A 22,979-nucleotide genomic window follows, 5' to 3' on the forward strand; every position below is an offset into this window, starting at 1 on the left:
CGCGCCCCGCACTACATGCTTGTCAACAGGAGATTTCATGGCTGATTCCAACCAGACTAAAAAGCCGCTGCGCAGCCAGGCGTGGTTTGGCCTCAAAGATCGCGACGGCTTTCTGCATCGCTCGTGGATGAAGAACCAGGGCATTCCGCACGACGAATTCGACGGACGCCCGGTGATCGGCATCTGCAATACGTGGTCCGAACTGACGCCTTGCAACGCGCATTTTCGCGAGCTCGCTGAGTACGTGAAAAAAGGCGTGCACGAAGCGGGCGGCTTGCCGCTCGAGTTTCCGGTGATGTCGCTCGGCGAGACCAATTTGCGGCCTACCGCGATGCTGTTTCGCAATCTGGCTTCGATGGATGTCGAGGAGTCGATTCGCGGCAATCCGATGGACGGCGTGATTCTGCTGGTCGGCTGCGATAAGACCACACCGGCGCTGCTGATGGGCGCGGCGTCGTGCAATCTTCCCGCACTGGCCGTGTCGGGCGGACCGATGCTCAACGGACGGTTCCGCGGCAAGAACATCGGCTCGGGTACGGGCGTCTGGCAGATGTCCGAAGAAGTGCGCGCCGGCACGATGACGCAGGAAGAATTCACCGAAGCCGAGTCGTGCATGAACCGCTCGCGCGGCCACTGCATGACCATGGGCACCGCGTCGACGATGGCTTCGATGGTCGAATCGCTCGGCATGGGCCTGCCGCACAACGCCGCGATTCCCGCCGTCGATGCACGCCGGCAAGTGCTCGCGCATCTGGCCGGCCGGCGCATCGTCGATATGGTCCGCGAGGACCTGACGATGGACAAGATCCTCACGCGTCAGGCGTTCGAAAACGCGATCCGCACCAATGCGGCGATCGGCGGCTCGACCAATGCGGTCGTGCACCTGATCGCGCTGGCCAAGCGCATCGGCGTGGAGCTTTCGCTGGAAGACTGGGAGCTCGGCTCGAACGTGCCGTGTCTCGTGAATCTGCAACCGTCAGGCGAGTACCTGATGGAAGACTTTTACTACGCGGGTGGCTTGCCCGCCGTGCTCAAGCAACTCGGCGAGCAAGGCCTGCTGCATCGCGAAGCCCTGACGGTGAACGGCAAGACGATCTGGGACAACGTGCGCAACGCGCCGAATCACGACGAGAAGGTCATCACGACGTTCGCCGAGCCGTTCAAGCCGAAGGCCGGCATTGCGGTGCTCAAGGGCAACCTGGCGCCGAACGGCGCGGTGATCAAGCCCTCGGCGGCAACGCCGCATCTTCTGAAACATCGCGGCCGCGCGGTGGTATTCGAGAACATCGAGGAGCTGCACGCGAAGATCGACGACGACTCGCTCGATATCGATGAGCAATGCGTCATGGTGCTCAAGGGCGCGGGGCCGAAGGGATACCCGGGTTTCGCTGAAGTCGGCAACATGCCGCTGCCAAAGAAGGTGCTGCAGAAAGGCATCACGGACATGGTGCGTATTTCGGACGGCCGCATGAGCGGAACGGCATACGGCTCGGTGGTTCTGCACGTATCGCCGGAAGCGGCTGCAGGCGGCCCACTCGCGTTCGTGCAGACCGGCGACATGATCGAACTCGACGTCGGCGCCCGCCGCCTGCATCTGGATGTCACCGACGAAGAGCTCGCGCGTCGGCGCGCTGCCTGGCAGCCGCCTGCGCCGCCTACGCGCGGCTACTACAAGCTCTACGTCGAGCACGTGTTGCAAGCGGACCAGGGGGCGGATCTGGACTTCCTGGTCGGATCGAGCGGCGCGCCGGTGCCGCGCGACTCGCATTGATTGTTTTTTAACGGTTAGCCGTTTCTCCCTGCGCTTTGCGAGAAGGCGTATTGCCGATGCGGATCGAAAGCCCGCATCGGCTTTTTTATCGGCGTTACGTTATGGAAAGCGCGCGCAGAAATAAAAAGCGGCCGGGCACGTAATGCCCAGCCGATTTTTAACTCGCAGGTTCGCAGCCCCTCAGTTTTTTATCAGAGGGTTTGTAGCGCAAATTAAAACCCGTCAACCCGGGCGTTTACCCGGGGTATTGGCGTTTAGCTTATTGTTTGATGAATCGATCGTTTGCCCAGAGGCCTTGCGTATCGCTATTGCCGGCATTGACGAATTCGACGTCATGGCCGACTACGCGCACAACGCGGAAACTCGAGTTTTCCGGCGTCGAAACGCACTGATATCCCGAGAAGAATTCCTGCATCTTTTGCTGTTCACCGGCTTGCGCGTGGACATCGGCGGCGTCGAGTTTATCTTTCGACAGACAGCCATACGCGTTGGCCTTGAACTGGATTGTTTGCTGCGGCTTGACCATGGAGTCTTGAGCCTGAACAGAAGCGGCAGCCAATCCCGCAATGGCGAAAACAAGGGCGATTCGCGTTTTCATATTTTCCTCCGGTGCGGGTTGAATTACTCAGGTTAGCTATGTATTTAACTTTAACGTCGAACCCGCACCTTGCACTTTAGGAGAACGCGCAAGAACGACAAGCACATCTTGTGTGCGGTCGCAACAGCGGCGAATTGTCGCACCACCTGCCGCACCTGCTTAAGCCTTGAGCAGTCGCTTAAACAGGGCTGATTGAAACGGATAACTAAAAGACGTGCAGGGTGCGCCGCTTTAACCAGTAAAGCTTTGCGGCGCGTATTGGCGTAAACGCGAGGCACCAATTAAGTGATTTACTACAATTAATGCAGGTGTTTGGTGCATTGCACACAAAGTCATTCACCCGACTAATCAAAAATCACGAAATAACGGTGTGTATACAGAAGATAAAAGGTGCCAGGTGCCCTAGGCGACGCAGCATCGCGTGCCTGGGCGACGCGGTTTAGGGTACTCAGCCGTGCTGATTGGTCTTGAAGAACTCGGACTGGAACATGCACATGCGCAACGCATTGTGATAGCGGCCGTTGCCGAAAAACTCCTCGATCAACTCGGCCTCGTGCCGGAAACCGCACTTCTCATAGACGTGGATGGCAGCGGTATTCGACTTGTCGACGATCAGGTAGACCTTGCGCAGGTTCAGCACCGAAAACGCATAGTCGATCGCGAGCTGCGTGGCGACGGTGGCATAGCCGCGGCCCTGCGCATGCGGCGCGATGATGATCTGAAACTCGCCGCGCCGGTGGATATAGTCCAGTTCGATCAATTCGACGACACCGACGGTCTGGCCGTCGTTGTCGATCGCCACGAAGCGGCGCTCGCGCAGGTCGTGCACGTGCTGATCGTAGAGCTGGGTCAGTTCGGAGAACGTTTCATAAGGCTCTTCGAACCAGTAACGCATGATCTTTGCGTTGTTGTTCACTTCGTGGACGAAGCGCAGATCGGTGCGCTCGAGCGGGCGCAGGGTCAGTTCGCTGCTGCGTTCGATAGTCATTGGATTCCCCTTGAGAATTATTGGTTTGATTGCGCAGGCTCAGCGTGAGAGCTCAGGCTTGCGTTTCCTGTTAGTCAGGCCTCAGCGCAGGGAGTTCTTACAACGCCTCGCGCCCGCGCAGCGCGTTCTTGCGAAGCGCGAGACGCTGCGCGGGTTCGGCAAGGGAGGGGCGTCGCGTTGTCGCAGGCCGCTTATCGCAAATTTGTGAGGGGCTTGGCACCGTGTGGGCACATGCGGTGCTCTACAATGAAAATCATGCTCTTGCGATGGAGGCTACCGTGATCGAGCACTTGATATTAGGCGCCTTTCTGGTCATCCCGCTGCTCATCGTCGCGTTTCTTTTTTCCGACGAATTGTGGCAGGAGCATCGGCATCTGCATGACCTGCATCTTGAGCCCACGAAGCCGCGCCGTGACTGGCGGCATCCGCTGCGCCGCTCGCGGCATCGGGTTTGACCCTTTCAGGGGAATGCATCGATCATCGCGCTGCAAGCGTCGCTGCGAGGCGAGGGCGCTTCGCGTGAGACCCACGAACGAGACCCACAATCAGACCCGCAAATAAAAAAGCCTGCCGTTTCGGGCAGGCTGAAAAGAGATCCACACTCAATGCCTTGCGGGTACAAGGCAGACGCCAGTCTAGCCGTCTAGCGCGTGCGGCTGGTTTCACCGGCCATTACACATATTACGGGGCGTGACCAGTTGCGTCGTCCTCGGCCTTCGCGCCGTCTGCAGGGGCGCGCCAATGGTTGCGAATGCGCGTGGCGAGCGCTTCGAGCGTGGCCGCATCGGCGACATCGCGTGCATGCATGCGCAGCGGCTGTCCTTCCCAGCGCGGGATCACGTGAAAATGCACGTGCGGCACCGTTTGTCCCGCCGCAGCGCCATTGAACTGTCCGATGAACACGCCGTCCGGGCGCAAGGCCGCGCGAACGGCGATGGCGAGTTTCTGCGTCATGCGCATGCAGGCCACCGTCGACGCATCCGACAACTCGAAAATCTCAACCGCCGCTTCCTTCGGCACGACCAGCATGTGACCGTCGGCTTGCGGCATCAGGTCCATGAAGGCCAGCGCGGCATCGCTTTCCGCCACTTTGATGCAGGGTAATTCGCCGCGCAGAATCTTCGCGAAGGGATTGCTGTCGTCGTAGTTCATCACGCGTCCTCTAGTTGCCGTACGGTTCAAAGTGGAGATGCTGTCGGCGATATTGTCCACCACCTCTGTTACAACACACTGCTACATCGCGCGCGCTGCCCGTTTAATCGCTTGCGGCGGCTGGCCGAACGCGCGCAGAAAGGCGCGCCGCATCCGTTCGGTATCGATAAAGCCGGTTTCGGCCGCGACAGCTTCCATCGAGTGACGGCCTGCTTCGAGCATGGCCCGGGCGGCTTCCACACGCAACGCCTCAATGGCCTTGGCCGGCGATTGGCGCGTTTCGTCACGAAAGGCGCGGCTGAACTGGCGCGGACTCAGATGCGCGACGTCGGCGAGCTGTTCGACCGTCAACGGCTCGCGCAGATGGTTCTTCGCGTATGACAGCGCGTCCTGAATCCGGTCGGACTTCGGCTCGAGGTCGAGCATGGCCGAGAACTGCGACTGCCCGCCAGTGCGCCGGTGATAGACCACCAGTTTCTTGGCGATGGCGCGCGAGACCTCGACGCCGAGATCGCTTTCGACCAGCGCCAGACACAGATCGATGCAGGCCGTCATGCCGGCCGAGGTCCACACCGAGCCGTCGGCGACAAAGATGCGGTCTTCGTCGATACGCGTATCGGGAAAGCGCTGCTGCAAGTTGCGGGCGTGGTACCAGTGGGTCGTGGCATGCCGGCCGTCGAGGATGCCCGCTTCGGCCAGCACGAAAGCGCCGGTGCAGATGCTGGTGGTGCGGCGCGAGGCGGCGAGGGCGTCATTCAGAAACCCCAGCAATCCCGCCGATGACGGCTCGATCTGCATCGCGCCCGTCACGACGACCGTGTCATACGCCGGGTCACCGAACGCCTTCGTCGCAACCTCGACGCCCGCCGAGCTGCGCACCATCCCGCCCGATTCGGAGATGACTTCCACCTGGTATTCCGGCTGCCCGACCTCGAGGTTGGCCAGCTCGAACACGGAGATCGCCACCATATCGAGGATCTGGAAGCCGGGAAAAACCACCACGCCGACGCGTTTCATTGCGATGTCCTAAAACGAGGTAAATACGACATTTGAGACAAGAGGCTACGCGCTTAGACTTCACTCGTCAACACCGCGATGCCCACAAAAAAGGCGCAGCGGCGGAGGTTTCAGTCTTCCCCATTCATCGATCAGGGCTCAGGCGTGACGCGCCAAGCCCGCAAGGAGATTCACCATGGCAACGCAAGCAAACAAGGGCACGGCATTGATTACGGGCGCATCGTCGGGCATCGGTGCGGTTTATGCGGACCGCCTCGCACGGCGCGGTTACGACCTGATTCTGGTGGCGCGCGACGTCAAACGTCTGACGGGCGTAGCCGAGCGTCTGACCGCGGAAACCGGCCGCCATATCGAGACCATTGCCGCCGATCTGACCGTCAAGGCCGACCAGCGGCGTGTTGAGGAACGTCTGCGCGCCGACCGTGGCATCACCATGCTGGTCAACAACGCAGGCGTCGGCGCGACGGCTTCGTTGATCGACTCGAATATCGATGACCTCGACGGCATGATCGAGCTGAACGTGACAGCACTGACGCGGCTGACGGCGGCAGCCGTGCCGGGTTTCGTGGAGCGCGGCAACGGTATCGTGATCAATATCTCGTCGATCGTCGCGCTGTCGCCTGAAACGCTGAACGGCACCTACAGCGGCACCAAGGCCTACGTGTTGAACCTGACGCAGTCGCTGCATCACGAAGTGGGCGGCAAGGGCGTGCAATTGCAGGCCGTGCTGCCGGGCGCAACCAGCACCGCGTTCTGGGACCGCGCCGGTCTCGCGGTCGAACATCTGCCGTCGCAGATCGTGATGACCGCCGAGGACATGGTGGACGCCGCGCTCGTGGGTCTCGACCAGCATGAACTCGTGACGATTCCGTCCTTGCCGGACGCGGCCGACTGGGAGCGCTTCAACACCGCTCGCCAGCATCTCGGGCCGAACCTGTCGCACAGCCTGCCGGCTGCGCGTTACACACGCGGGTAATCGCTGGCTTGGTGTGCGCCTCGCGAGCGCCTAGCGCCAGTCGGTTGAAACGTCGTTGGGATCGACCAGTGTCAGTCCCGACGACGGCAGCGGCAACGCCGTCTTGTAGCGCACCTGCTTGAGCGCAAAGCTCGACCGGATATTGGAGATGCCCGGAATCTTCGTCAGATGATCGACGATGAACCGCTCCAGCGTCTGCATATCCGGCATCACCACGCGCAGCAGATAGTCGGCGTCGCCTGTCATCAAATAGCACTCCATCACCTCGGGGCGCTCCGAAATCGCCTGCTCGAAGCGAGTCAGCGCGTCTTCCACCTGCTTTTCCAGACTCACCTGAATAAACACGTTGATGCGTAGCCCGAGCGGCTCCGGATTCAGCAGCGTGACCTGCTGCTTGAACAGGCCGAGCTTTTCGAGCGCGCGCACGCGGTTGAAGCAGGGCGTGGGCGACAGATTCACCGAGCGGGCCAGATCCGCATTGGTGATGCGCGCGTTCTGCTGCAACTGGCTCAGGATGCCGATGTCGATGCGGTCGAGTCGTCTGGGTGGCGTGGTCATAGAGTAAATATTCTGTCGTGTTGGCCAAATCCGGAATAAATAGCCTATCCCAGTGCGGGATCACAAGCAAATGAGATGCTCATTTTGTGAGCACGTGGTTACCATTGACTCACTTGATCTTGAGCCGAACGCGTTAATGCGGGAGTGGTGCCATGACGGATTTGTCCAGCGGTAGCAAGCAGTTGCAGTCTTTGGATCTCCAGCGCGCGGAGCGTGCGGAGCCGGAAGATGCCGATCCGCAGGAAACCGCCGAATGGTTGGAAGCGCTCGATGCCGTGGTCGAGCATGTCGGCCGTGATCGCGCGCAGTTTTTGTTCGACAAGCTCGCGGGGCATGCGCTGTCACTGGGTGTGGAATCGGCGCGGACCAATGTCACGCCGTACCAGAACACGATCCCGTTCGATCAGCAGCCGCGCTATCCGGGCAATCTCGACCTCGAAGAACGTCTGGCCGGCGCGCTGCGCTGGAATGCGCTGGCGATGGTGGTGCGCGCAAACCAGGCGTACGGCGAACTCGGCGGCCATATCGCGAGCTACGCGTCGGCGGCGGATCTGTTCGAGGTCGGCTTCAACCATTTCTTTCGCGCCGCGGCGCCGGGCGGAGAGGAGGGCACGGGCGACCTCGTTTACTTCCAGCCGCATTCGTCGCCGGGCGTGTATGCGCGGGCTTATCTCGAGGGCTTTCTCTCCGAACAGCATCTGCAGCATTACCGTCGCGAGATCGGCGGGCCGGGGTTGTGCTCGTATCCGCATCCGTGGCTGATGCCGGACTTCTGGCAGTTCCCCACCGGCTCGATGGGCATCGGTCCGATCAACGCGATTTACCAAGCGCGCTTCATGCGCTATCTCGCCAATCGCGGCCTCGTGCAAACGGAAGGCCGCAAAGTGTGGGGTTTCTTCGGCGACGGTGAGATGGACGAGCCGGAATCGACCGGCGCGCTCTCGATTGCGGCGCGCGAAGGGCTCGATAACCTCGTATTCGTCATCAACTGCAATCTGCAGCGCCTGGACGGGCCGGTGCGCAGCAACGGCCGCATCATCGACGAGCTCGAAGCGCATTTCATCGGCGCCGGCTGGAACGTGATCAAGGTGGTGTGGGGCTCGGACTGGGACGCGCTGTTCTCACGCGACCGCACCGGCGCGTTGCTGCGCGCGTTCGCACACACCGTCGACGGCCAGTTTCAGACCTTCTCGGCTAATGACGGCGCGTACAACCGCGAGCGTTTCTTCGGCCAGAACCCGGAGCTTGCCGCGCTCGCCGCGCAACTGAGCGACGACGACATCGACCGCTTGCGCCGCGGCGGCCACGATGTGCGCAAGCTGCATGCGGCGTATGCGAAGGCGCTCGGCCATCGCGGCCAGCCGACGGTGATTCTCGCGAAGACGATGAAGGGCTTCGGCATGGGCACCTCGGGCCAGGGCCGCATGACCACGCATCAACAGAAGAAACTCGGCTTCGACGACCTCAAGGCGTTTCGCGATCGTTTTCGCCTGCCGCTCACCGATGAGGACGTCGAACAGGTGAAGTTTTACAAGCCAGCGGACGACAGCCCGGAGATGCAATACCTGCACGCTCGCCGGGCTGCCCTGGGAGGCTATCTGCCCAGAAGGCGGAAAGTGGCATCGAAGGGGCTGATCGTCCCGCCGATGTCCTCCTGGGGGCAATTCGCGCTGGATTCGAATGGCCGCGAAATGTCCACGACGATGGCGTTGGTCCGCATGCTGACCGCGCTGCTCAAGGACAACGAAGTGGGTCCGCGCGTGGTGCCGATCGTCGCGGATGAAGCGCGCACCTTCGGCATGGCGAACATGTTCCGCCAGGTCGGCATCTATTCGCCGCTCGGGCAGTTGTACGAGCCGGAAGACCTCGGCTCGATGCTGTACTACCGCGAGGACACCAAAGGGCAGATTCTCGAAGAGGGGATTTCGGAAGCGGGCGCGGTATCGTCGTGGATCGCGGCGGCGACCTCGTACAGCGTGCATAACCTGCCGATGCTCCCGTTCTACATCTACTACTCGATGTTCGGCTTCCAGCGGATCGGCGATCTGATCTGGGCGGCGGCGGATCAGCGCGCGCGAGGTTTTTTGATCGGCGCGACATCGGGTAAGACGACGCTCGGTGGAGAGGGTTTGCAGCATCAGGACGGCACGAGCCATCTGGCGGCATCGACGATTCCGAATTGCCGCGCGTACGATCCGGCGTTCGCTTACGAGGTTGCCGCGATCGTCGACGAAGGCATGCGCGAGATGGTCGAAGAGCAGCGCGACGTGTTCTATTACGTGACGGTGATGAACGAGAACTACGCGCAGCCTTCGGTGCCAGGTGGTGATTTGACGACGCTGCGTGAGGGCATTCTTAAGGGCATCTATCCGCTTGGCGGGGATGCGCAGGCGGTAACGTCGGCAATTTCAGCGCAGGTGCAGTTGCTCGGCGCGGGCGCGATTCTCGGTGAAGTCATCGCGGCGCAGCAACTGCTCAAGGACGACTGGCAAATTGAAGCCGCGGTGTGGAGCGTGACCAGCTTCACCGAGTTGCAGCGTGACGGGATGACGTCGGAGAGAAATGCGCGCCTTGGCGAACCGACAGAGGCGCCGTACGTCACGAAAGCGCTCGAAGCATCGCACGGCCCGATTATCGCCGCGACCGACTATGTACGCGCGGTGCCCGAACTGATCCGGGCCTACGTGCCGCGCCGCTATGTGACGCTCGGCACGGACGGCTTCGGCCGCAGCGACACGCGCCAGGCGTTGCGCGAGTTCTTCGAAGTGGACCGCAAGTCGATCGTGATCGCGTCGTTGAAGGCGCTGGTGGACGAAGGCGCAATCGATGCAAGCGTGCTCGCCGGAGCACGCAGCAAGTATCGAAGCGATGCGCCCGTGGGCGCCGCTTCGTGGCAATGCTGATCAGCCGCTCACCGACACCTGATTCTTCCCGTCGCGTTTCGCCCGATACAGTCCGACGTCGGCGGCTTCGATCAACGTCGTCACGGGTTCGGTAGCGGACGGCACGAGGTTCGCCGCGCCGATACTGATCGTCACGACGCCCGCCGCCGATCCCGCATGCGGGATCGCGAGCCCTTCAATTGCGAGGCGGATTTTCTCGGCAAGCAAGTGCAGGCCGCCCGATGATGTTCCCGGCAGCACCACCGCGAACTCTTCGCCGCCAAACCGGGCCGCGAGATCGGGTGAACGTCCCAGACACGACTCGACGGTGTGCGCAACGCGCTTAAGCACTTCGTCGCCGGCAACGTGTCCGTAGGTGTCGTTGTAGGCCTTGAAGTTATCCACATCGATCATCAGAAAGCCGAGGGCTGTCTTGTCGCGCGTGCCGCGACGCCATTCGGCGGCCAGGTACTGATCGAGGTAGCGTCGATTCGACAAACCCGTCAATCCGTCCGAATGCGTGAGTCGCTGCAGTTCCAGATTGGTTGCAAGCAACTGCTGTTGCGACTGGCGCAGGGCTTGATACGCCTCGTCGCGCTGCAACAGGTTCAGATACGAGCGCGAGTGATAGCGAATCCGCGCGATCAACTCGATGCGATCCGGCAGCTTCACCAGGTAGTCATTGGCGCCGGCGGCGAAGGCCGCGCTTTTCACGAGCGGCTCTTCCTTGGTCGACAGCACGATGATCGGAATATCGCGCGTTGCCGGTTTCTGCCGGTATTGCCGCACGAGGGTGAGGCCGTCGGTGCCGGGCATCACGAGGTCCTGCAGGATCACCGTTGCGCGGGTTTCCTCGGCGCAGCGCACCGCCTCTTCGGGCGACGCGCAGTAATGGAAGTCAACGCTCGTTTCGTCGGCCAGCGCCTGGCGGACCGCCTCGGCGATGATCGCCTGATCGTCCACCAGCAACACCATGATCGGGCACTCTGCCGCGGGCGGATTGCCGAGGATGCGCGCTAACGCGTCATCGATGGCGCTATTGGGTGCGTCCTCCGCGTAGGCCTGCGCGTTCGCGTCCTGTTCTGCGAGCTCCGGCGCGGTGGCGGTCTGATGCGGTTTAGGAGTGTCCATATTGGTCAGCCAGAATGAATGTCAGTGAGTCGTAGCGGGCTAATGTGCGGCTAGTGTGCGCCTATCGGGCCTTAACGTGTGCCGACGGCAGCAGCGAGCGCGGCGGCGATACGGGGCAGAGGCAGGATCGCGGCGGCGGCATCGAGCGCCGCGGCCGCCTTCGGCATGCCGTACACGGCGCAGGTCGCTTCGTCCTGCGCGATCGTGTGATAGCCCTTGGTGCGCATCGCCTTGAGCCCGATCGCGCCGTCGCGGCCCATGCCGGTCAGCAGCACACCGATCGCCCGCGCCGGCCAGCGCGCCACGACACTATGGAAAAACACGTCGACGGAAGGCCGGTAGGGCGTTTCCGCCGGCACGTTCGTGTAACCGAGTACGTTGGGCAGTTTCAGGTGTAAATGATCGTCGGTGGCGGCGAGCAGCACGATGCCCGCTTGCGGCCGGTCGCCTTCGTTGGCGATCCGCACCGGCAGCGCCGACTGCTGGTTCAGCCAATCGGCCATGCCGGCGGCGAAGGCCGCGTCGACGTGTTGGACGATGACGATTGCCGCTGGGAAATCCTTCGGCAAGCCGGCGAGTAAGGTAGCGAGTGCTGCCGGGCCGCCTGCCGAGGCGCCGATTGCAACCAGCGGCGTGTCGCGGTTCGTCGCGGTTCTGGGCGCCGCCGCAGCTGCTGCGCCAGGCGCATTGCGTTCGGTGACCAGCGCGGCGATGCTGTCGATCTTGGCGATCAGGGTGGCGATGCTTTTGTTCGCGTCGGGACCGCTCAACGAGGGCGTATCCACCGCATCGAGCGCGCCCGCGCCCATCGCTTCGTAGACGCGCCACGCATTCGCGCCCACGTCGACGGTCACGATCAGGATCGCGCACGGCGCCTTCGCCATGATGCGGCGCGTGGCTTCGATGCCGTCGACGTTCGGCATCACCAGATCCATCAGCACGATGTCGGGTCGCTGCGCGGTGCAGAAATCGACCGCCTGCTGGCCGTCCTGCGCGACCCATAGCACCTCGTAGTCTTGGCGCGCAGCAAGCGCGCGGCGCAGTGCCTCGACAGCGAGCGGCAGGTCATTGACGATTCCGATTTTCATCCGTTTTACCCGTGGGTTTAACCGTAAGCTTCGCCGATCAGATCACGCACTGCATCGAGCAGTGCTTCGTCGTGGAAACTGCCTTTCGCCAGATAGTAATCCGCGCCCGCGTTCAGGCCGGCGCGGCGGTCTTCTTCACGATCCTTGTACGAGACGATCATCACCGGCAGCGACTGCAGTTGCGGATCGCGCTTGATGAGCGTGACGAGTTCGATGCCGTCCATGCGCGGCATGTCGATGTCGGTAATCACGAGGTCGAAGTGTTCGCCGCGCACCGCGTTCCAGCCGTCCATGCCGTCGACGGCGATCGTCACGTCGTAACCGCGTGTCGCCAGCAGCTTGCGTTCGAGCTCGCGTACGGTGAGCGAATCGTCGACCACCAGCACGCGTCGCGTGACGCGCCGGGCGGTGAGGGCCGCGCCGTGCTGCATATGTTTCAGATCGCCGCCTGCGACGAGCCTTTCGACCGAGCGCAGCCAGTCGTCGACATCCGCGATCAGCACCGGGTCGCCGTTTTCCATCAACGCGCCGGCGGTGATGTTCCTGATCTTGCCGAGGCGCGGGTCGAGCGGCTGCACGACCAGCATCCGCTCGCCGAGAAAGCGATCGACCACCACGCCGTAGGTTTCTTCACCGTCGCCGATCACGATCAGGCTGACGGTATCGCCTTCGTTGGTGGGTGGCGCGGTGTCGAGAATCTGATGCGCGGTGACGACGCCGATGCGGCGGCCGTCGAAGGCGATGTGCTGATGGCCTTCAAGCAATTCGATATCCGCGCGGCTCACGTGTAGCGTGCGGTTCACATGTGCGAGCGGTACGGCGTACGGCTCGCCCGCGACTTCGACGAGCAGGCTGCGAATCACCGAGAGCGTGAGCGGCAACTGCAACTGCACGCGCGTGCCGACGCCGGGTTCGTGCGTGATGCGCACCGTGCCGCGCACGCGCTTGACGACGTCGTGCACCGCGTCGAGTCCGACGCCACGGCCCGACACCTCGGTGACCTGATCGCGCAGCGAGAAGCCGGGCAGCAAGAGGAATTCGAGCAGTTCGGTTTCAGACAGACGTGCGGCCGTTTCCGCACTCGCCAGTTTCTTGCGAACGATCGACGTGCGCAGTGCGTCGAGATCGATGCCCGCGCCGTCGTCGGAGACGCTGATGAGCAGGGCACCGGCCGTGTGACGTGCGTCGAGCGTCAGCGTGCCTTCTTCGGGCTTGCCGCGCGCGAGACGAACCTCAGGCGCTTCGATGCCGTGGTCGATCGCGTTGCGCAGCATGTGGCCGAGCGGCGCTTCGAGCAGATCGAGAATGTCGCGGTCGACCTGAGTTGATTCGCCGACCAGTTGCCAGCGCACCTTTTTGCCGAGCGAACGCGCGACGTCGCGCACCATGCGTGCGAGACCGCTGGTGCCGTCGCCGAAGGGGCGCATGCGGCATTGCAGTGCGGCGTCGTACAGCTGCTGCGACAGGTGGGTCGAGCGGCGGTCGAAGCTTTCCAGATCGGCCAGGCGCTCGGCGAGCAGGTGTTGCGATTCTGCTGTGAGGCGGCGCAGTTCTTCGAGCGCGGCGTGCGCGCGCGGGTCGAGCTTCAGGTCGGCGAGTGTTTCGTGTAGCTGGTCGAGCGCGCGTGTGCCGTCACGTTGAACGCGTTTGACGCGCAGCATCGATTGCGCGAAGGGTTTGAGCCAGCGCGATTCGACCAGCGATTCGCCGGATAGGGAGAGCAGCCGGTCGAGGTTGTCGGCGCGTACGCGCAGCATGCGGCCGGGGTCTGTTGTTGGGGCGCTTGATTCGTTTGTCGTGGATGCAAGGGCGCTTGCAGGAACGGCCGCTGAGGCGCTTGCAGGTGCGGACTGGATCGTAGAGGCGAGGGTGGACCCATTTGCAGTCGTGCTGGCTGATGCGGTTGGGGCAGGCGTCGCTTCCGCGCGCAGGGCGCTGGCTAGCAGATTGAATGCGGCGTCGGGGTCAGCGTCATGGTCGGCGTCGGCCGATGCGTTTTGCGGTTTGGTGGCTACGCTGCGAGCAGATGCAGAACCATCGACGCTAGCAGGAGCAGCCGGTGGCGCAGCGTCCCTTCGCATTGCCGCGCCGTGGGGCACCACATCCACCATCCGCGCTTGCAACGACGCGACGCACGCGCTGACCGCATCACGCGCCGATTCATCCTCGTCATTACCGATGCGCGCAACGATATCGACCCCGCGCAACAACTCATCAATCCAGGCGGCATCGAGCAACGCGCGTCCTTCCTGCGCCGCGACGAAGCAATCCTCCATCGCGTGCGCGAGTTCGACCCCAACCTGCACACCAACGATACGCGCCGCACCCTTCAACGAATGAGCCGCACGCATGCAGGCCTCGAGCGCGGCGGCATCGCTCGGCGCGCGATCGAGCGTGAGCAGGCCGTCGTTGAGAACGCGTGCCTGGGTCCGCGCTTCTTCGCGGAAGAGATCGATCAGCGACGGGCGGCGCGGGTCGTCCGTCATCCGAGACTCCGGTTCAAAGTGTCGAACAATGCGTCGGCGTCGAGCAGGCCGACCGTCATGCCGCGCCACGGAGCCACGGCGCGCGTATGGGCAGCGGCGGCGTGCGAGAGCGTCGCGGGCGGTGGGCAAAAGGTGGAGATCGCGATCCGATGCACGCCGTCGACCTGATCGACGGGAAACACCGCGTGCTCTTCGGCGCGCGAGACCACCAGCAAACGCGGCAGATCGTGACGGGCTTTGTCGTCGCCTGCAGTGGTGTTGGTTTCGAAACCCAGCAGATGCGCGAGCGACAGACAGACCAGCAAGTCGCCCTGCACGTTCACGACGCCCAGCACCGCGCGATGCTGCCGATGCGGCAACGTATGAATCGGCCGCGTCTGTACGATGCGCTTGAAGATCGGCGTGGGCAGCGCGAGCCATTCACCGCCGATACGGAAGATGAGGAACGATTCACTCGCGTCTTGCTGATCATGTCGCTGCAATCGCGCCGGCGTGTCAGGGTCATTCAGCGAGAGATCCACAAGCGGAATCGGACGCTCCAGCAATTTGGCCGCGGCCGCTTCGAACACGGGGCAATTCAGACAGCGCACGTATTCGACCAGCCGCTCGCACGACGAATCGCCGCGCACGCCGATGCGGTTCCAGCAATCGTCGAAGGTCACCGTGCGTTCTTCAACCACGTTGCGCTCCCTGTGCGCGCGACGCGCGGTCCATCAACAGACGCGCGCCGTTGCGATCGCCTTCAAGCTCGAGCAGCGTCGCCAGATGCGCGAGCGCCTCGGCGTGCTGCGGGTCGAGGTAGAGCGCCTTGCGATACTGGCCGCGAGCGAGGTTCGTATCGCCGCTGGCGTCGGCGAGCACACCGAGCAGGTAGAACGCGTCGGCGTGCGGCGCGTGCTGTTCCAGATAGACGTTGATCGCGTTCGCGGCTTCCGTCAGACGGCCCGCGTCAGCCAGCGCGTGCGCTGCTTGCAGCGTGTCGCGTGCGGCGTTGGTCGGCGAGGTGATGGGCGATGACGCAAACTCGTGCGACTGCGACGCGGCTTTGTACGGTTTCGGCGTGGGCTGCGGAATACCGCCTAAAGGCGTGCGCTGTGAAATCTCATTCGACGGCGTGTTCTGAGAAATACCTGTCAATGACGTGCGCTGCGAGACTCCATCCGATGGTACGAGCGGCGACTTTGCATTAAACGGCGTCTGCGCCAAACCGCCATTGAACGGCGTGCGCGCAACCGGATCGGGCCACGCAAAAGGCTCGGCAGAAAACACTTGCAACGGCGCGAGCGCGGGCACCGGCGAATGCGTCATCGCGAGCGCCGCGGCAGTAGCGAGCGGCGCGGTGTGCCAGCTGTTCAACTGCGCTTCAGCAGGCGTAGCGCGATGGAACGCGAACGCCAGCGGAATCTTCGCCGACTGCATGCCATAACGCATCAACAGCCCGGTTTCCGCAGGGCCGACGAACAGCGTGCCGTTTTCAGCCAGCACGCTGTTGAGCGCATGCAGGGCCTTCTGCTGTGCGTCGCGGTCGAAGTAAATCAGCACGTTGCGGCAGAACACGAAGTCGTAGACGCCGAGCGCCGCGGCATCGAGTTGCATCAGGTTCGCGCGCGAAAATCGGACTGCGTCGACGATGCGCGGCGCGAGACGCCAGCCGTCTTCGGTGCGCGTGAAGTGGGCGTCGCGGAACGGGAACGCATTGCCGCGAAACGAGTTGCGGCTGTACACGGCGCGCTGCGCGAGGGCCAGCGAGCGCTCGCTGATATCCATTGCGTCGATGCGCATGTGCGCCGCGTCGATGCCGGCGTCGAGCAGCGTCATGGCGATCGTGTACGGCTCTTCGCCGGTGGAGCAGGGCAGACTCAGAATCCGCAGCGGCAGCGCGGTGCCGCGCTCGTCGAGCCGTTCGTGCGCGAGACGCGCGAGCGCCCTGAACGCGTCGGCGTCGCGATAGAACCAGGTCTCCGGCACCACCACTGTTTCGACCAGCGCCTGCACCATCGAGGGTGACGCGTACGTGGCCTCCCAGTAGTCGGCGAGCGTGGCGTCGGCGTGACCGTCCGCGCACCAGGCTGCGGCGCGCTGATCGACCGCGCGCTCGATCGACTGATGACCGAGCGACGCTGCATCGAGCCCGATGGTTCGATGCAGCAAGTCGGCGAAGCGTCGATAGAGCGGCGCGTTGTCGTGATGCGCGTTCATGCGTGCGCCTCGGGAAACAGCAGGGCTTTGACGTCGTCGGGCAACAGATGCTCGACGCGAATCCATTGCACCAGACCGCCTGCTTCGCTCGCCACCGGCCCCAGATAGCGCGCGTTCGGCATGTCGATGCCGGCGTCATGAAACGCGTCGGCGTCCAGACGGATGGTGCGCGTTGCGCCTTCGAGCAGGAGCGCGAGCAGGCGCACCGTGCCCGCATGCGGATAGCGCACCAGCACGACGCGTGTCGACATCAACTGCGCGGCTGGGCGGCCGAGCGCGAGCGCCGGCAGATCGATCACCGGCAGCGGCGCGCCCTCGTGATCGAGCACGCCCGCGACCCACGACGGCGCGCCGGGGATCGTCTTCGGCGGCGACTGCGGCGTGAGCGGCATCAGACGCTCCACCTGCGTCGCGTCGATCACGTAGCGTTCGTTATCGAGCGTGAAGAGGATGAAGAGCATCGGCGTGGGCTGGGCTGTAGGAGAAGCGTATGGGTGGATCGGCGTCGGCGTGCTTCAGTGAGCCCGCCGCGGCGCGTCAGGCCACCACCTTGAAGCGCGATACGCCGGTGCGCAGACTATTGGCGACGTGCGTCAGATCGTCGATGGCCTGGGTCGACTGCCGCAGCGATTCCGCCGTTTGCTGCGCGGCCTCCGAGAGCTGCGTCAGCGCCTGGGTAATCTGCTCGGCGCCAGTGGCTTGCGTCTGCATGCCTTCGTTGACCATCGAGAAGCGCGGCGCGAGTTGCTGCACTTGCTGAATGATCTGCGTGAGATGGCCGCCTACGTTCTGCACGTCGAGCATGCCGCGGCGCACTTCTTCGGAGAACTTGTCCATGCCCATCACGCCCGCGGCCACTGCCGACTGGATCTCCTTAACCATCTGTTCGATGTCGTAGGTCGCCACGGCGGTTTGATCTGCGAGGCGGCGAATCTCGGTTGCCACGACCGCGAAGCCGCGGCCGTATTCGCCGGCCTTTTCTGCTTCGATCGCCGCGTTCAGCGAGAGCAGATTGGTCTGATCCGCGACCTTGGTGATGGTGGCGACGACCTGGTTGATGTTGCTGGCCTTCTCGTTGAGGATCGCGAGCTTCGCGTTGACCGAGCCGGCCGCTTCCATCACGAGGCGCATGGTGTCTTCCATGCGCGCGAGACCGGCGTGACCGGTGCCGGCGAGTGCGGCCGATTGGCCTGCTACTTCGGAGACTTCGTTCATCGTGCGCAGCAGGTCACGCGAGGTTGCGAAGATTTCGCGCGACGTGGCACCGATCTCGGTGGTGGTCGCCGCGGTTTCGTTCGCGGTGGCTTGCTGTTCACGCGAGGTCGCCGCGATCTCCGTCACCGACGTGGTCACCTGAACCGCCGACTTCTGCGCCTGGCCAACCAGCGCGGTGAGCTCGTCGGTCATGCGGTTAAAGCCCGCTTCGAGCGCGCCGATTTCATCCGCGCGGTTCAGTTGCAGACGTTGGGTGAGGTCGCCCGTGCGCATGACGTCGACGACTTGCAGCACCTTCGCCATCGGCGTGGTGACCGCGCGCAGCAGCCAGTAGCCGGCCAGCACGGCGGCGATGGCGGCAACCAGCAGCATGACGAGCAGCACGACACGGGTCGCCTCAACCGAACTACGGATGTTTTCGGCGGCTTTGTCGGCGTCGGCCTTGTTGTTCTCGACCAGCTTGCGCGCCGAGACACGGCCCGCTTCCCAGATCGGCGTGAGTTGCGTGTTGAAGAGGTGCGCGGCGTTCTCTTTCGAACTCGGCAAGACGTTCAACAGGGATGCCTGGATCGGCAGGTACTGTGCGTGTTGCTGGCGAAAGTCGTTGAAGAACTCGCGATCGTTGTCGCGGAAGATGGTCGCGCCGTAGTCGCCGAGGAGCTTCTGAAGCGTTTGCTCGGTGTCCTGCAAAGCTGCGGTGTCGCGCTTGACGGACTCGGGGTCCGTATCAACGTAAATGAGACGCTGCGTGACGGTGTAGTTCTCGAACCAGGCCGCGCGCATCGCAGTCGCGTAGTAGAGGCCGGGCATCGAGTCTTCCTGCTGACTCTTCGCGTCGCGATCGATTCCGCTGAGTTGCTCGAAAGTGACGATTGCCATTGCCAGCATCACGATCAGCACGATCCCGAAGCTGCACAGAATCCGTTGCCGGATGGTCCATTGTTTCACGCGCACGCCCCTTAACTTTTTTGCTTGGGCTCGACGCCCGATGTCGACTTGTGGGTCTCGGGGTCGAAGGATCGGAAAGCTTTGCGGACGTCGGATTCGTCCGACGGGTCATGCGGCGAATTTTACATTGATCGTGGGAATGGATGGCGGTCGATGAGGCGGTTGCCCAGCCACGCGTTACACCCGTAATGGCCGGTTACCAACTGCAGCATCTATTTCTGCGCGCGCCATACACAATCTGTTCCATGCCTGAACGGCGGGAGAGAAACATGAAAAAGATTGCGGTGGCGTTGTTGATGGTGGGGAGCCTGAGCGTGGCGGGTCAAGCGTCGGCGCATGGCAATGGCGGCGATGTGGTCGGTGCGCTGATCGGCGGCGCCGTGCTGGGCGCGGTGGTGACGTCCGTGTTGAATCCGGCGCCCGTGGTCGCTTACCAGCAGCCGGTCTATGCGCAACCGGTGTATGCGCAGCCGGTGTATCAGCCGGCGCCTGTGTACGCGGGGCCGCCGCCGGGATACTGCTATGACCAGTACCAGCGTGCGTATGTCGCGTGCGGTGCGCCGCCGCCCGCACAGTATGGGTATCCGCAACAGCCTCAACAGGGCTGGTAAAGGACGTGAGCAGACACGCGCAGCTTTGATGCTCGCGCGTTAGAGAGAGAAAAAGGCCGTCGCAGGGTGCGACGGCCTTTTCTTGTTGGGTATCTCTGCTCAGTGCTTGTGATGCAACCACTCCGCATAATGCGTGTCGAGCCAGCGTTCGAGGCGCTCCGGCTTCGTCTTTTCGTGATAGTGGGACGCGGCCCAGATCGCCACGCCGACCACCAGCATCACCAGGGGTCCCAGCAAATAAGCCATTAACGGTTCAGACATGGGAGCCTCCGTCCCGATGTGCATCGATGTTTTAGTTTAGTCGATGAACGGCGAGAAAAAAGGTCGCTTTAAACGGTTGGCTGTTGGCGCGGCTGGATTGACGTGAACGGGCTTGTGGGGTGCGGTGTAGGGGATTGAGAACCTAGTGAGGGAGGTGGTTTTCTTTTTCTAGAAAGGTACTTGCCTCTTGCTCTTCTTTCTCTGTGTACCAAAAGTGTGCTGTTGGCCACGGGCGAGGAGGGTTGCGGCGGGTGGCTGACGCCCGCGGCGTTTACAGCGCCGGACGCATTTAGCTTGTCACGCCTTGTCGGTTGCTCTCGATCTGGGCGTCGACAAAATCTGCCCATAGTTGCAACGTCCGACGCCGTTCTGCGGCGTGTTCAGCGGGATGGCCTCCGTCCGGGGCGTCTTTGACGGCATGCGCCAGCGCATTCTCAATCACGTCCGCAGACTGTCCCATCTCGCGCAAGTGGGTCGCGGCGGTGCGTCGAAAGTCATGTAGGACGAAATGCTCGACGTCGAGCCCGAGCGATTTGACGGCTTGATTGAGCGTGCTCTTCGCGATCGGCCGGTCGTCGCCCCTGACGCTCGGGAATACGAAATTCCGGCTGGTTTTCGTGTCCTGAAGCTCGCGAAGCAGAGCCACCGCCTGGTGCGAGAGATGCACCACGTGCTTGCGGTCCTTATTCATCCGCTCAGCGGGGATCGTCCATCGTGCTGCGTCGAGGTTGAATTCGGACCAGGCCGCTTCGACGAGGTCGGATTTCCGCACCATCGTCAGCACCAGCAGGTGTAAAGCCAATTTCAGCGGGCGTCGAATGTTCGACGCGTAGATCGCCCGGAGCGTGGCGCCTATTTCGCCAGGATCGAGCACGCGGGTGCGGCTGTCCGGCGTCGCGATGAAGCGTGCCGGGATCAGCTCTGCAGGGTTGACCGTGGCGAGTTGCCGGGCGATCAGGTACTCATAGAGCCGCTTGACCGCGTTGCGCGTGTGCAGCGCCATCTTGGGCGAGCCGCGGCTTTTGATCTGGTCGCATATCGTGCGGATGTCGTCGTCCGTGACGGCTTTGATCGGTTTGGCGCCGATGGCGGGCAGGACGTCCTTTTCGAGCGCGCGCCGCGTGGTGCGCTGATATTCCGCCGACTTACCGGCCATCTCCGTCGCGAGATAGAGCTCGGCGCCTTCGCGCAGTACCTCTGCCTTGCTTTCCGCACCGCGGTCGCGACGTGCCGTCGCCACTGGCGAGACGCCGCTCGCGACCATCTCCGCGTACTTCTGCGCCTTGGCGCGCGCGACCCGCAGCGAAATCATCCGGTAATCGCCGATCGTGACGAGCGGTTGACGCTTGCCGTTCAGCGAATAGCGGAAGCGCCAGACTTTGGTGCCCGTCGTCATGATCTCGATGACGAGGCCGTTGCCGTCTGCGACGCAATATCGGGTGGCGCGCGGTTCGAGCGCGCGGATCTGCGTTTCGGTGAGGGGGGCGGCTAGTTTTGGCATGACGGATCGTTTGATGCACGGACAGCCGGGATTTTAAACCGGTTGTCTTTTGTGTACCAAAGAAATGTGGGAATTTGGGTCAACAGAAGGTATTTGACGCCTGTCCTGATGGCTACTCGGAAAGGACTTGTCAGGCATGACAGGTAAGCCTTTTGTCCGAAATCTGCCGACCCGTCTTACTTGCCGATACAAAACCGGCTGAAAATCACTCCGAGCAGGTCATCCGAGCTAAATTCACCGGTGATCGAGTTCAGTTGATCCTGCGCGAGACGCAGTTCTTCGGCGAACAGATCGAGCGCTTGGGAATTCTGATCGGCGTGCGCCGCAGCGGTCGCCAGATGCTCCTGGGCCGCGCGCAGCGCAATCAGATGCCGCTCACGCGCGAGGTAGACGCTCTCCGCGCCCGCCTGCCAGCCGGCGATGCGCAGCAATTCCTCACGCAGCAGCGCAACGCCATCGCCCCGTTTCGCCGACAGCCCGACTTCGCTGAGTTCGAGATCCGCGTCGAGCGGTGTCACCGACGGCGCGAGCCCCGTCAGATCCGTCTTGTTCAACACGCGCACCACCGGCACACCGCTCGGGAACCGCGCAGCGATCGTTTCGTCTTCGGCGGTCATGCCTGTGCGTGCATCGAGCAGATGCAGCACGACGTCCGCGCGTTCAATCTCGCTCCAAGTGCGCGCAATGCCGATCTTTTCCACCTCGTCTTCGGTATCGCGCAGACCGGCTGTATCTATCACATGCAGCGGAATGCCTTCGATCTGGATGGTCTGCGCGACCTTGTCGCGCGTCGTGCCGGCGATCGGCGTGACGATGGCCAACTCCGCGCCGGCCAGCGCGTTCAGCAGCGACGACTTACCGACGTTCGGCTGCCCCGCCAGCACCACCGACAAACCCTCGCGCAGCAACGCGCCCTGGCGTGCTTCGCTCAGCACGTGCACAAGGCGCTCGCGGATCCGCGTGAGCTTGCCGCGGGCGTCGGCGGCTTCGAGAAAGTCGATTTCTTCTTCCGGGAAATCGAGCGTCGCTTCGACCAGCATCCGCAGCGTGATGACCTCTTCGACCAACGCGTGGATGTCGCGCGAAAACGCACCGTCGAGCGAGCGGCCCGCCGAGCGCGCAGCGGCCTCAGTGCTGGCCTCGATCAGATCGGCAACGGCTTCAGCTTGCGCCAGATCCAGCTTGTCGTTGAGAAACGCGCGTCGCGTAAATTCGCCCGGCTCCGCCAGACGCAGGCCGAACGCACGACCAGCGTCGATGCACCGCTGCAGCACCAGTTGCAGCACGACCGGACCGCCGTGACCCTGCAACTCGAGCACGTGCTCGCCGGTGTAGGAGTGCGGCGCGGGAAAGTACAGGGCGATGCCGCGATCGAGCGCGCTGCCGGTGTCATCGAGGAACGGCACATAGCTCGCGTGACGCGGCGCGAGTGCCTGGCCAGTGAGCGCTTGCATCAACGGCTGCGCGGCGACTTCCCCGGCGCGGCCGAACGAAATCCGCACGACCCCGATTCCACCTCGGCCGGGTGCGGTGGCAATGGCGACGATCGGATCGGAATCGGTGGCGAGCATGGGGACGAGGCTGTCAGAAGGGATTG

20 protein-coding genes are annotated in these 22,979 nt (G+C 63.0%); 5 read left to right on the top strand and 15 right to left on the bottom strand.

Annotation, left to right across the window (positions count from 1 at the left end; all coding sequences use genetic code 11):
- Window positions 1–37: 37 nt before the first annotated feature.
- Window positions 38–1,771: an IlvD/Edd family dehydratase gene (locus BM438_RS12295; protein WP_093634537.1), complete on the top strand. Its 1,734-nt coding sequence runs from the start codon at window positions 38–40 to the stop codon at window positions 1,769–1,771.
- A 259-nt stretch (window positions 1,772–2,030) separates the two neighbouring features.
- On the opposite strand, the gene sap1 is transcribed toward BM438_RS12295, so the two are convergent.
- Both sap1 and speG read right to left on the bottom strand, forming a co-directional pair.
- Window positions 2,031–2,369 carry a surface attachment protein Sap1 gene (sap1, locus tag BM438_RS12300; protein ID WP_093634538.1) on the bottom strand — a complete coding sequence of 113 codons (339 nt, stop codon included), beginning with the start codon at window positions 2,367–2,369 and terminating at the stop codon, window positions 2,031–2,033.
- Between the two features lie 448 nt (window positions 2,370–2,817).
- The gene (gene speG, locus BM438_RS12305) at window positions 2,818–3,357 is read right to left on the bottom strand and encodes a spermidine N1-acetyltransferase (protein ID WP_093634539.1); all 540 of its coding nucleotides are present in this window, start codon (window positions 3,355–3,357) and stop codon (window positions 2,818–2,820) included.
- Window positions 3,358–3,578: 221 nt separating this feature from the next.
- Between speG and BM438_RS12310 the strand changes: the two genes are divergently transcribed.
- Window positions 3,579–3,812: a hypothetical protein gene (locus BM438_RS12310; protein ID WP_143131699.1), complete on the top strand. Its 234-nt coding sequence runs from the start codon at window positions 3,579–3,581 to the stop codon at window positions 3,810–3,812.
- A gap of 226 nt (window positions 3,813–4,038) precedes the next feature.
- On the opposite strand, the gene BM438_RS12315 is transcribed toward BM438_RS12310, so the two are convergent.
- Window positions 4,039–4,509: an HIT family protein gene (locus BM438_RS12315; protein ID WP_093634541.1), complete on the bottom strand. Its 471-nt coding sequence runs from the start codon at window positions 4,507–4,509 to the stop codon at window positions 4,039–4,041.
- 81 nt (window positions 4,510–4,590) lie between these two features.
- The gene (locus BM438_RS12320; RefSeq protein ID WP_093634542.1) at window positions 4,591–5,526 is read right to left on the bottom strand and encodes a GlxA family transcriptional regulator; all 936 of its coding nucleotides are present in this window, start codon (window positions 5,524–5,526) and stop codon (window positions 4,591–4,593) included.
- Window positions 5,527–5,701: 175 nt separating this feature from the next.
- Here BM438_RS12320 and BM438_RS12325 point away from each other — a divergent pair, with 175 nt between their 5' ends.
- Window positions 5,702–6,502 (top strand): SDR family NAD(P)-dependent oxidoreductase, encoded by an 801-nt coding sequence (locus tag BM438_RS12325; RefSeq protein ID WP_093634543.1) that lies wholly within the window; start codon window positions 5,702–5,704, stop codon window positions 6,500–6,502.
- 30 nt (window positions 6,503–6,532) lie between these two features.
- Here the strand turns inward: BM438_RS12325 and BM438_RS12330 are convergent, their stop codons facing one another.
- Entirely contained in the window at window positions 6,533–7,060 is a 528-nt protein-coding gene (locus BM438_RS12330) for an Lrp/AsnC family transcriptional regulator (RefSeq protein ID WP_093634544.1), read from the bottom strand.
- Window positions 7,061–7,212: 152 nt separating this feature from the next.
- On the opposite strand from BM438_RS12330, the gene mdeB reads away from it, so the two are divergent.
- Window positions 7,213–9,963, top strand: coding sequence for an alpha-ketoglutarate dehydrogenase (gene mdeB, locus BM438_RS12335; protein ID WP_093634545.1), 2,751 nt, complete (start codon window positions 7,213–7,215; stop codon window positions 9,961–9,963).
- Here the strand turns inward: mdeB and BM438_RS12340 are convergent, their stop codons facing one another.
- The 7 genes from BM438_RS12340 to BM438_RS12370 form a co-directional block, all read right to left on the bottom strand.
- Entirely contained in the window at window positions 9,964–11,073 is a 1,110-nt protein-coding gene (locus tag BM438_RS12340) for a diguanylate cyclase (RefSeq protein ID WP_093634546.1), read from the bottom strand.
- A 71-nt stretch (window positions 11,074–11,144) separates the two neighbouring features.
- Window positions 11,145–12,161, bottom strand: a complete 1,017-nt coding sequence (gene cheB, locus BM438_RS12345) for a chemotaxis response regulator protein-glutamate methylesterase (RefSeq protein WP_093634547.1) — start codon at window positions 12,159–12,161, stop codon at window positions 11,145–11,147.
- Between the two features lie 17 nt (window positions 12,162–12,178).
- A complete protein-coding gene (locus tag BM438_RS12350; RefSeq protein WP_093634548.1) occupies window positions 12,179–14,647 on the bottom strand; it encodes a hybrid sensor histidine kinase/response regulator in 2,469 nt (822 codons plus the stop codon).
- Window positions 14,644–15,327 (bottom strand): chemotaxis protein CheW, encoded by a 684-nt coding sequence (locus BM438_RS12355; RefSeq protein ID WP_093634549.1) that lies wholly within the window; start codon window positions 15,325–15,327, stop codon window positions 14,644–14,646. The genes BM438_RS12350 and BM438_RS12355 overlap by 4 nt, the downstream gene beginning before the upstream one ends.
- Window positions 15,320–16,846: a CheR family methyltransferase gene (locus tag BM438_RS12360; protein ID WP_093634550.1), complete on the bottom strand. Its 1,527-nt coding sequence runs from the start codon at window positions 16,844–16,846 to the stop codon at window positions 15,320–15,322. The genes BM438_RS12355 and BM438_RS12360 overlap by 8 nt, the downstream gene beginning before the upstream one ends.
- Window positions 16,843–17,307: a chemotaxis protein CheW gene (locus BM438_RS12365; RefSeq protein ID WP_093634551.1), complete on the bottom strand. Its 465-nt coding sequence runs from the start codon at window positions 17,305–17,307 to the stop codon at window positions 16,843–16,845. Before BM438_RS12365 ends, BM438_RS12360 begins: the two co-directional genes overlap by 4 nt.
- Before the next feature lie 76 nt (window positions 17,308–17,383).
- Window positions 17,384–19,051: a methyl-accepting chemotaxis protein gene (locus BM438_RS12370; RefSeq protein WP_372450146.1), complete on the bottom strand. Its 1,668-nt coding sequence runs from the start codon at window positions 19,049–19,051 to the stop codon at window positions 17,384–17,386.
- Window positions 19,052–19,278: 227 nt separating this feature from the next.
- On the opposite strand from BM438_RS12370, the gene BM438_RS12375 reads away from it, so the two are divergent.
- On the top strand, window positions 19,279–19,620 hold the full coding sequence (locus tag BM438_RS12375) for a hypothetical protein (protein ID WP_054037047.1): 342 nt from the start codon (window positions 19,279–19,281) through the stop codon (window positions 19,618–19,620).
- Between the two features lie 99 nt (window positions 19,621–19,719).
- On the opposite strand, the gene BM438_RS45480 is transcribed toward BM438_RS12375, so the two are convergent.
- The 3 genes from BM438_RS45480 to mnmE all read right to left on the bottom strand — a co-directional run bounded on the left by BM438_RS45480 (window position 19,720) and on the right by mnmE (window position 22,953).
- Window positions 19,720–19,881, bottom strand: coding sequence for a hypothetical protein (locus BM438_RS45480; protein ID WP_167378375.1), 162 nt, complete (start codon window positions 19,879–19,881; stop codon window positions 19,720–19,722).
- Between the two features lie 289 nt (window positions 19,882–20,170).
- Window positions 20,171–21,382 (bottom strand): tyrosine-type recombinase/integrase, encoded by a 1,212-nt coding sequence (locus BM438_RS12380; protein ID WP_093634552.1) that lies wholly within the window; start codon window positions 21,380–21,382, stop codon window positions 20,171–20,173.
- A 176-nt stretch (window positions 21,383–21,558) separates the two neighbouring features.
- The gene (mnmE, locus tag BM438_RS12385; protein ID WP_093634553.1) at window positions 21,559–22,953 is read right to left on the bottom strand and encodes a tRNA uridine-5-carboxymethylaminomethyl(34) synthesis GTPase MnmE; all 1,395 of its coding nucleotides are present in this window, start codon (window positions 22,951–22,953) and stop codon (window positions 21,559–21,561) included.
- Window positions 22,954–22,979 lie beyond the last annotated feature (26 nt).

It is taken from the genome of Paraburkholderia aspalathi (assembly GCF_900116445.1).
GTDB lineage: Bacteria > Pseudomonadota > Gammaproteobacteria > Burkholderiales > Burkholderiaceae > Paraburkholderia > Paraburkholderia aspalathi.

Bases quoted from the DNA above. Each gene is read 5' to 3' on its own strand.
- BM438_RS12295 (WP_093634537.1), top strand. From the start codon at position 38: ATGGCTGATTCCAACCAGACTAAAAAGCCGCTGCGCAGCCAGGCGTGG.
- sap1 (WP_093634538.1), bottom strand. From the start codon at position 2,369: ATGAAAACGCGAATCGCCCTTGTTTTCGCCATTGCGGGATTGGCTGCC.
- speG (WP_093634539.1), bottom strand. From the start codon at position 3,357: ATGACTATCGAACGCAGCAGCGAACTGACCCTGCGCCCGCTCGAGCGC.
- BM438_RS12315 (WP_093634541.1), bottom strand. From the start codon at position 4,509: ATGAACTACGACGACAGCAATCCCTTCGCGAAGATTCTGCGCGGCGAA.
- BM438_RS12320 (WP_093634542.1), bottom strand. From the start codon at position 5,526: ATGAAACGCGTCGGCGTGGTGGTTTTTCCCGGCTTCCAGATCCTCGAT.
- BM438_RS12325 (WP_093634543.1), top strand. From the start codon at position 5,702: ATGGCAACGCAAGCAAACAAGGGCACGGCATTGATTACGGGCGCATCG.
- BM438_RS12330 (WP_093634544.1), bottom strand. From the start codon at position 7,060: ATGACCACGCCACCCAGACGACTCGACCGCATCGACATCGGCATCCTG.
- mdeB (WP_093634545.1), top strand. From the start codon at position 7,213: ATGACGGATTTGTCCAGCGGTAGCAAGCAGTTGCAGTCTTTGGATCTC.
- BM438_RS12340 (WP_093634546.1), bottom strand. From the start codon at position 11,073: ATGGACACTCCTAAACCGCATCAGACCGCCACCGCGCCGGAGCTCGCA.
- cheB (WP_093634547.1), bottom strand. From the start codon at position 12,161: ATGAAAATCGGAATCGTCAATGACCTGCCGCTCGCTGTCGAGGCACTG.
- BM438_RS12350 (WP_093634548.1), bottom strand. From the start codon at position 14,647: ATGACGGACGACCCGCGCCGCCCGTCGCTGATCGATCTCTTCCGCGAA.
- BM438_RS12360 (WP_093634550.1), bottom strand. From the start codon at position 16,846: ATGAACGCGCATCACGACAACGCGCCGCTCTATCGACGCTTCGCCGAC.
- BM438_RS12365 (WP_093634551.1), bottom strand. From the start codon at position 17,307: ATGCTCTTCATCCTCTTCACGCTCGATAACGAACGCTACGTGATCGAC.
- BM438_RS12375 (WP_054037047.1), top strand. From the start codon at position 19,279: ATGAAAAAGATTGCGGTGGCGTTGTTGATGGTGGGGAGCCTGAGCGTG.
- BM438_RS45480 (WP_167378375.1), bottom strand. From the start codon at position 19,881: ATGTCTGAACCGTTAATGGCTTATTTGCTGGGACCCCTGGTGATGCTG.
- BM438_RS12380 (WP_093634552.1), bottom strand. From the start codon at position 21,382: ATGCCAAAACTAGCCGCCCCCCTCACCGAAACGCAGATCCGCGCGCTC.
- mnmE (WP_093634553.1), bottom strand. From the start codon at position 22,953: ATGCTCGCCACCGATTCCGATCCGATCGTCGCCATTGCCACCGCACCC.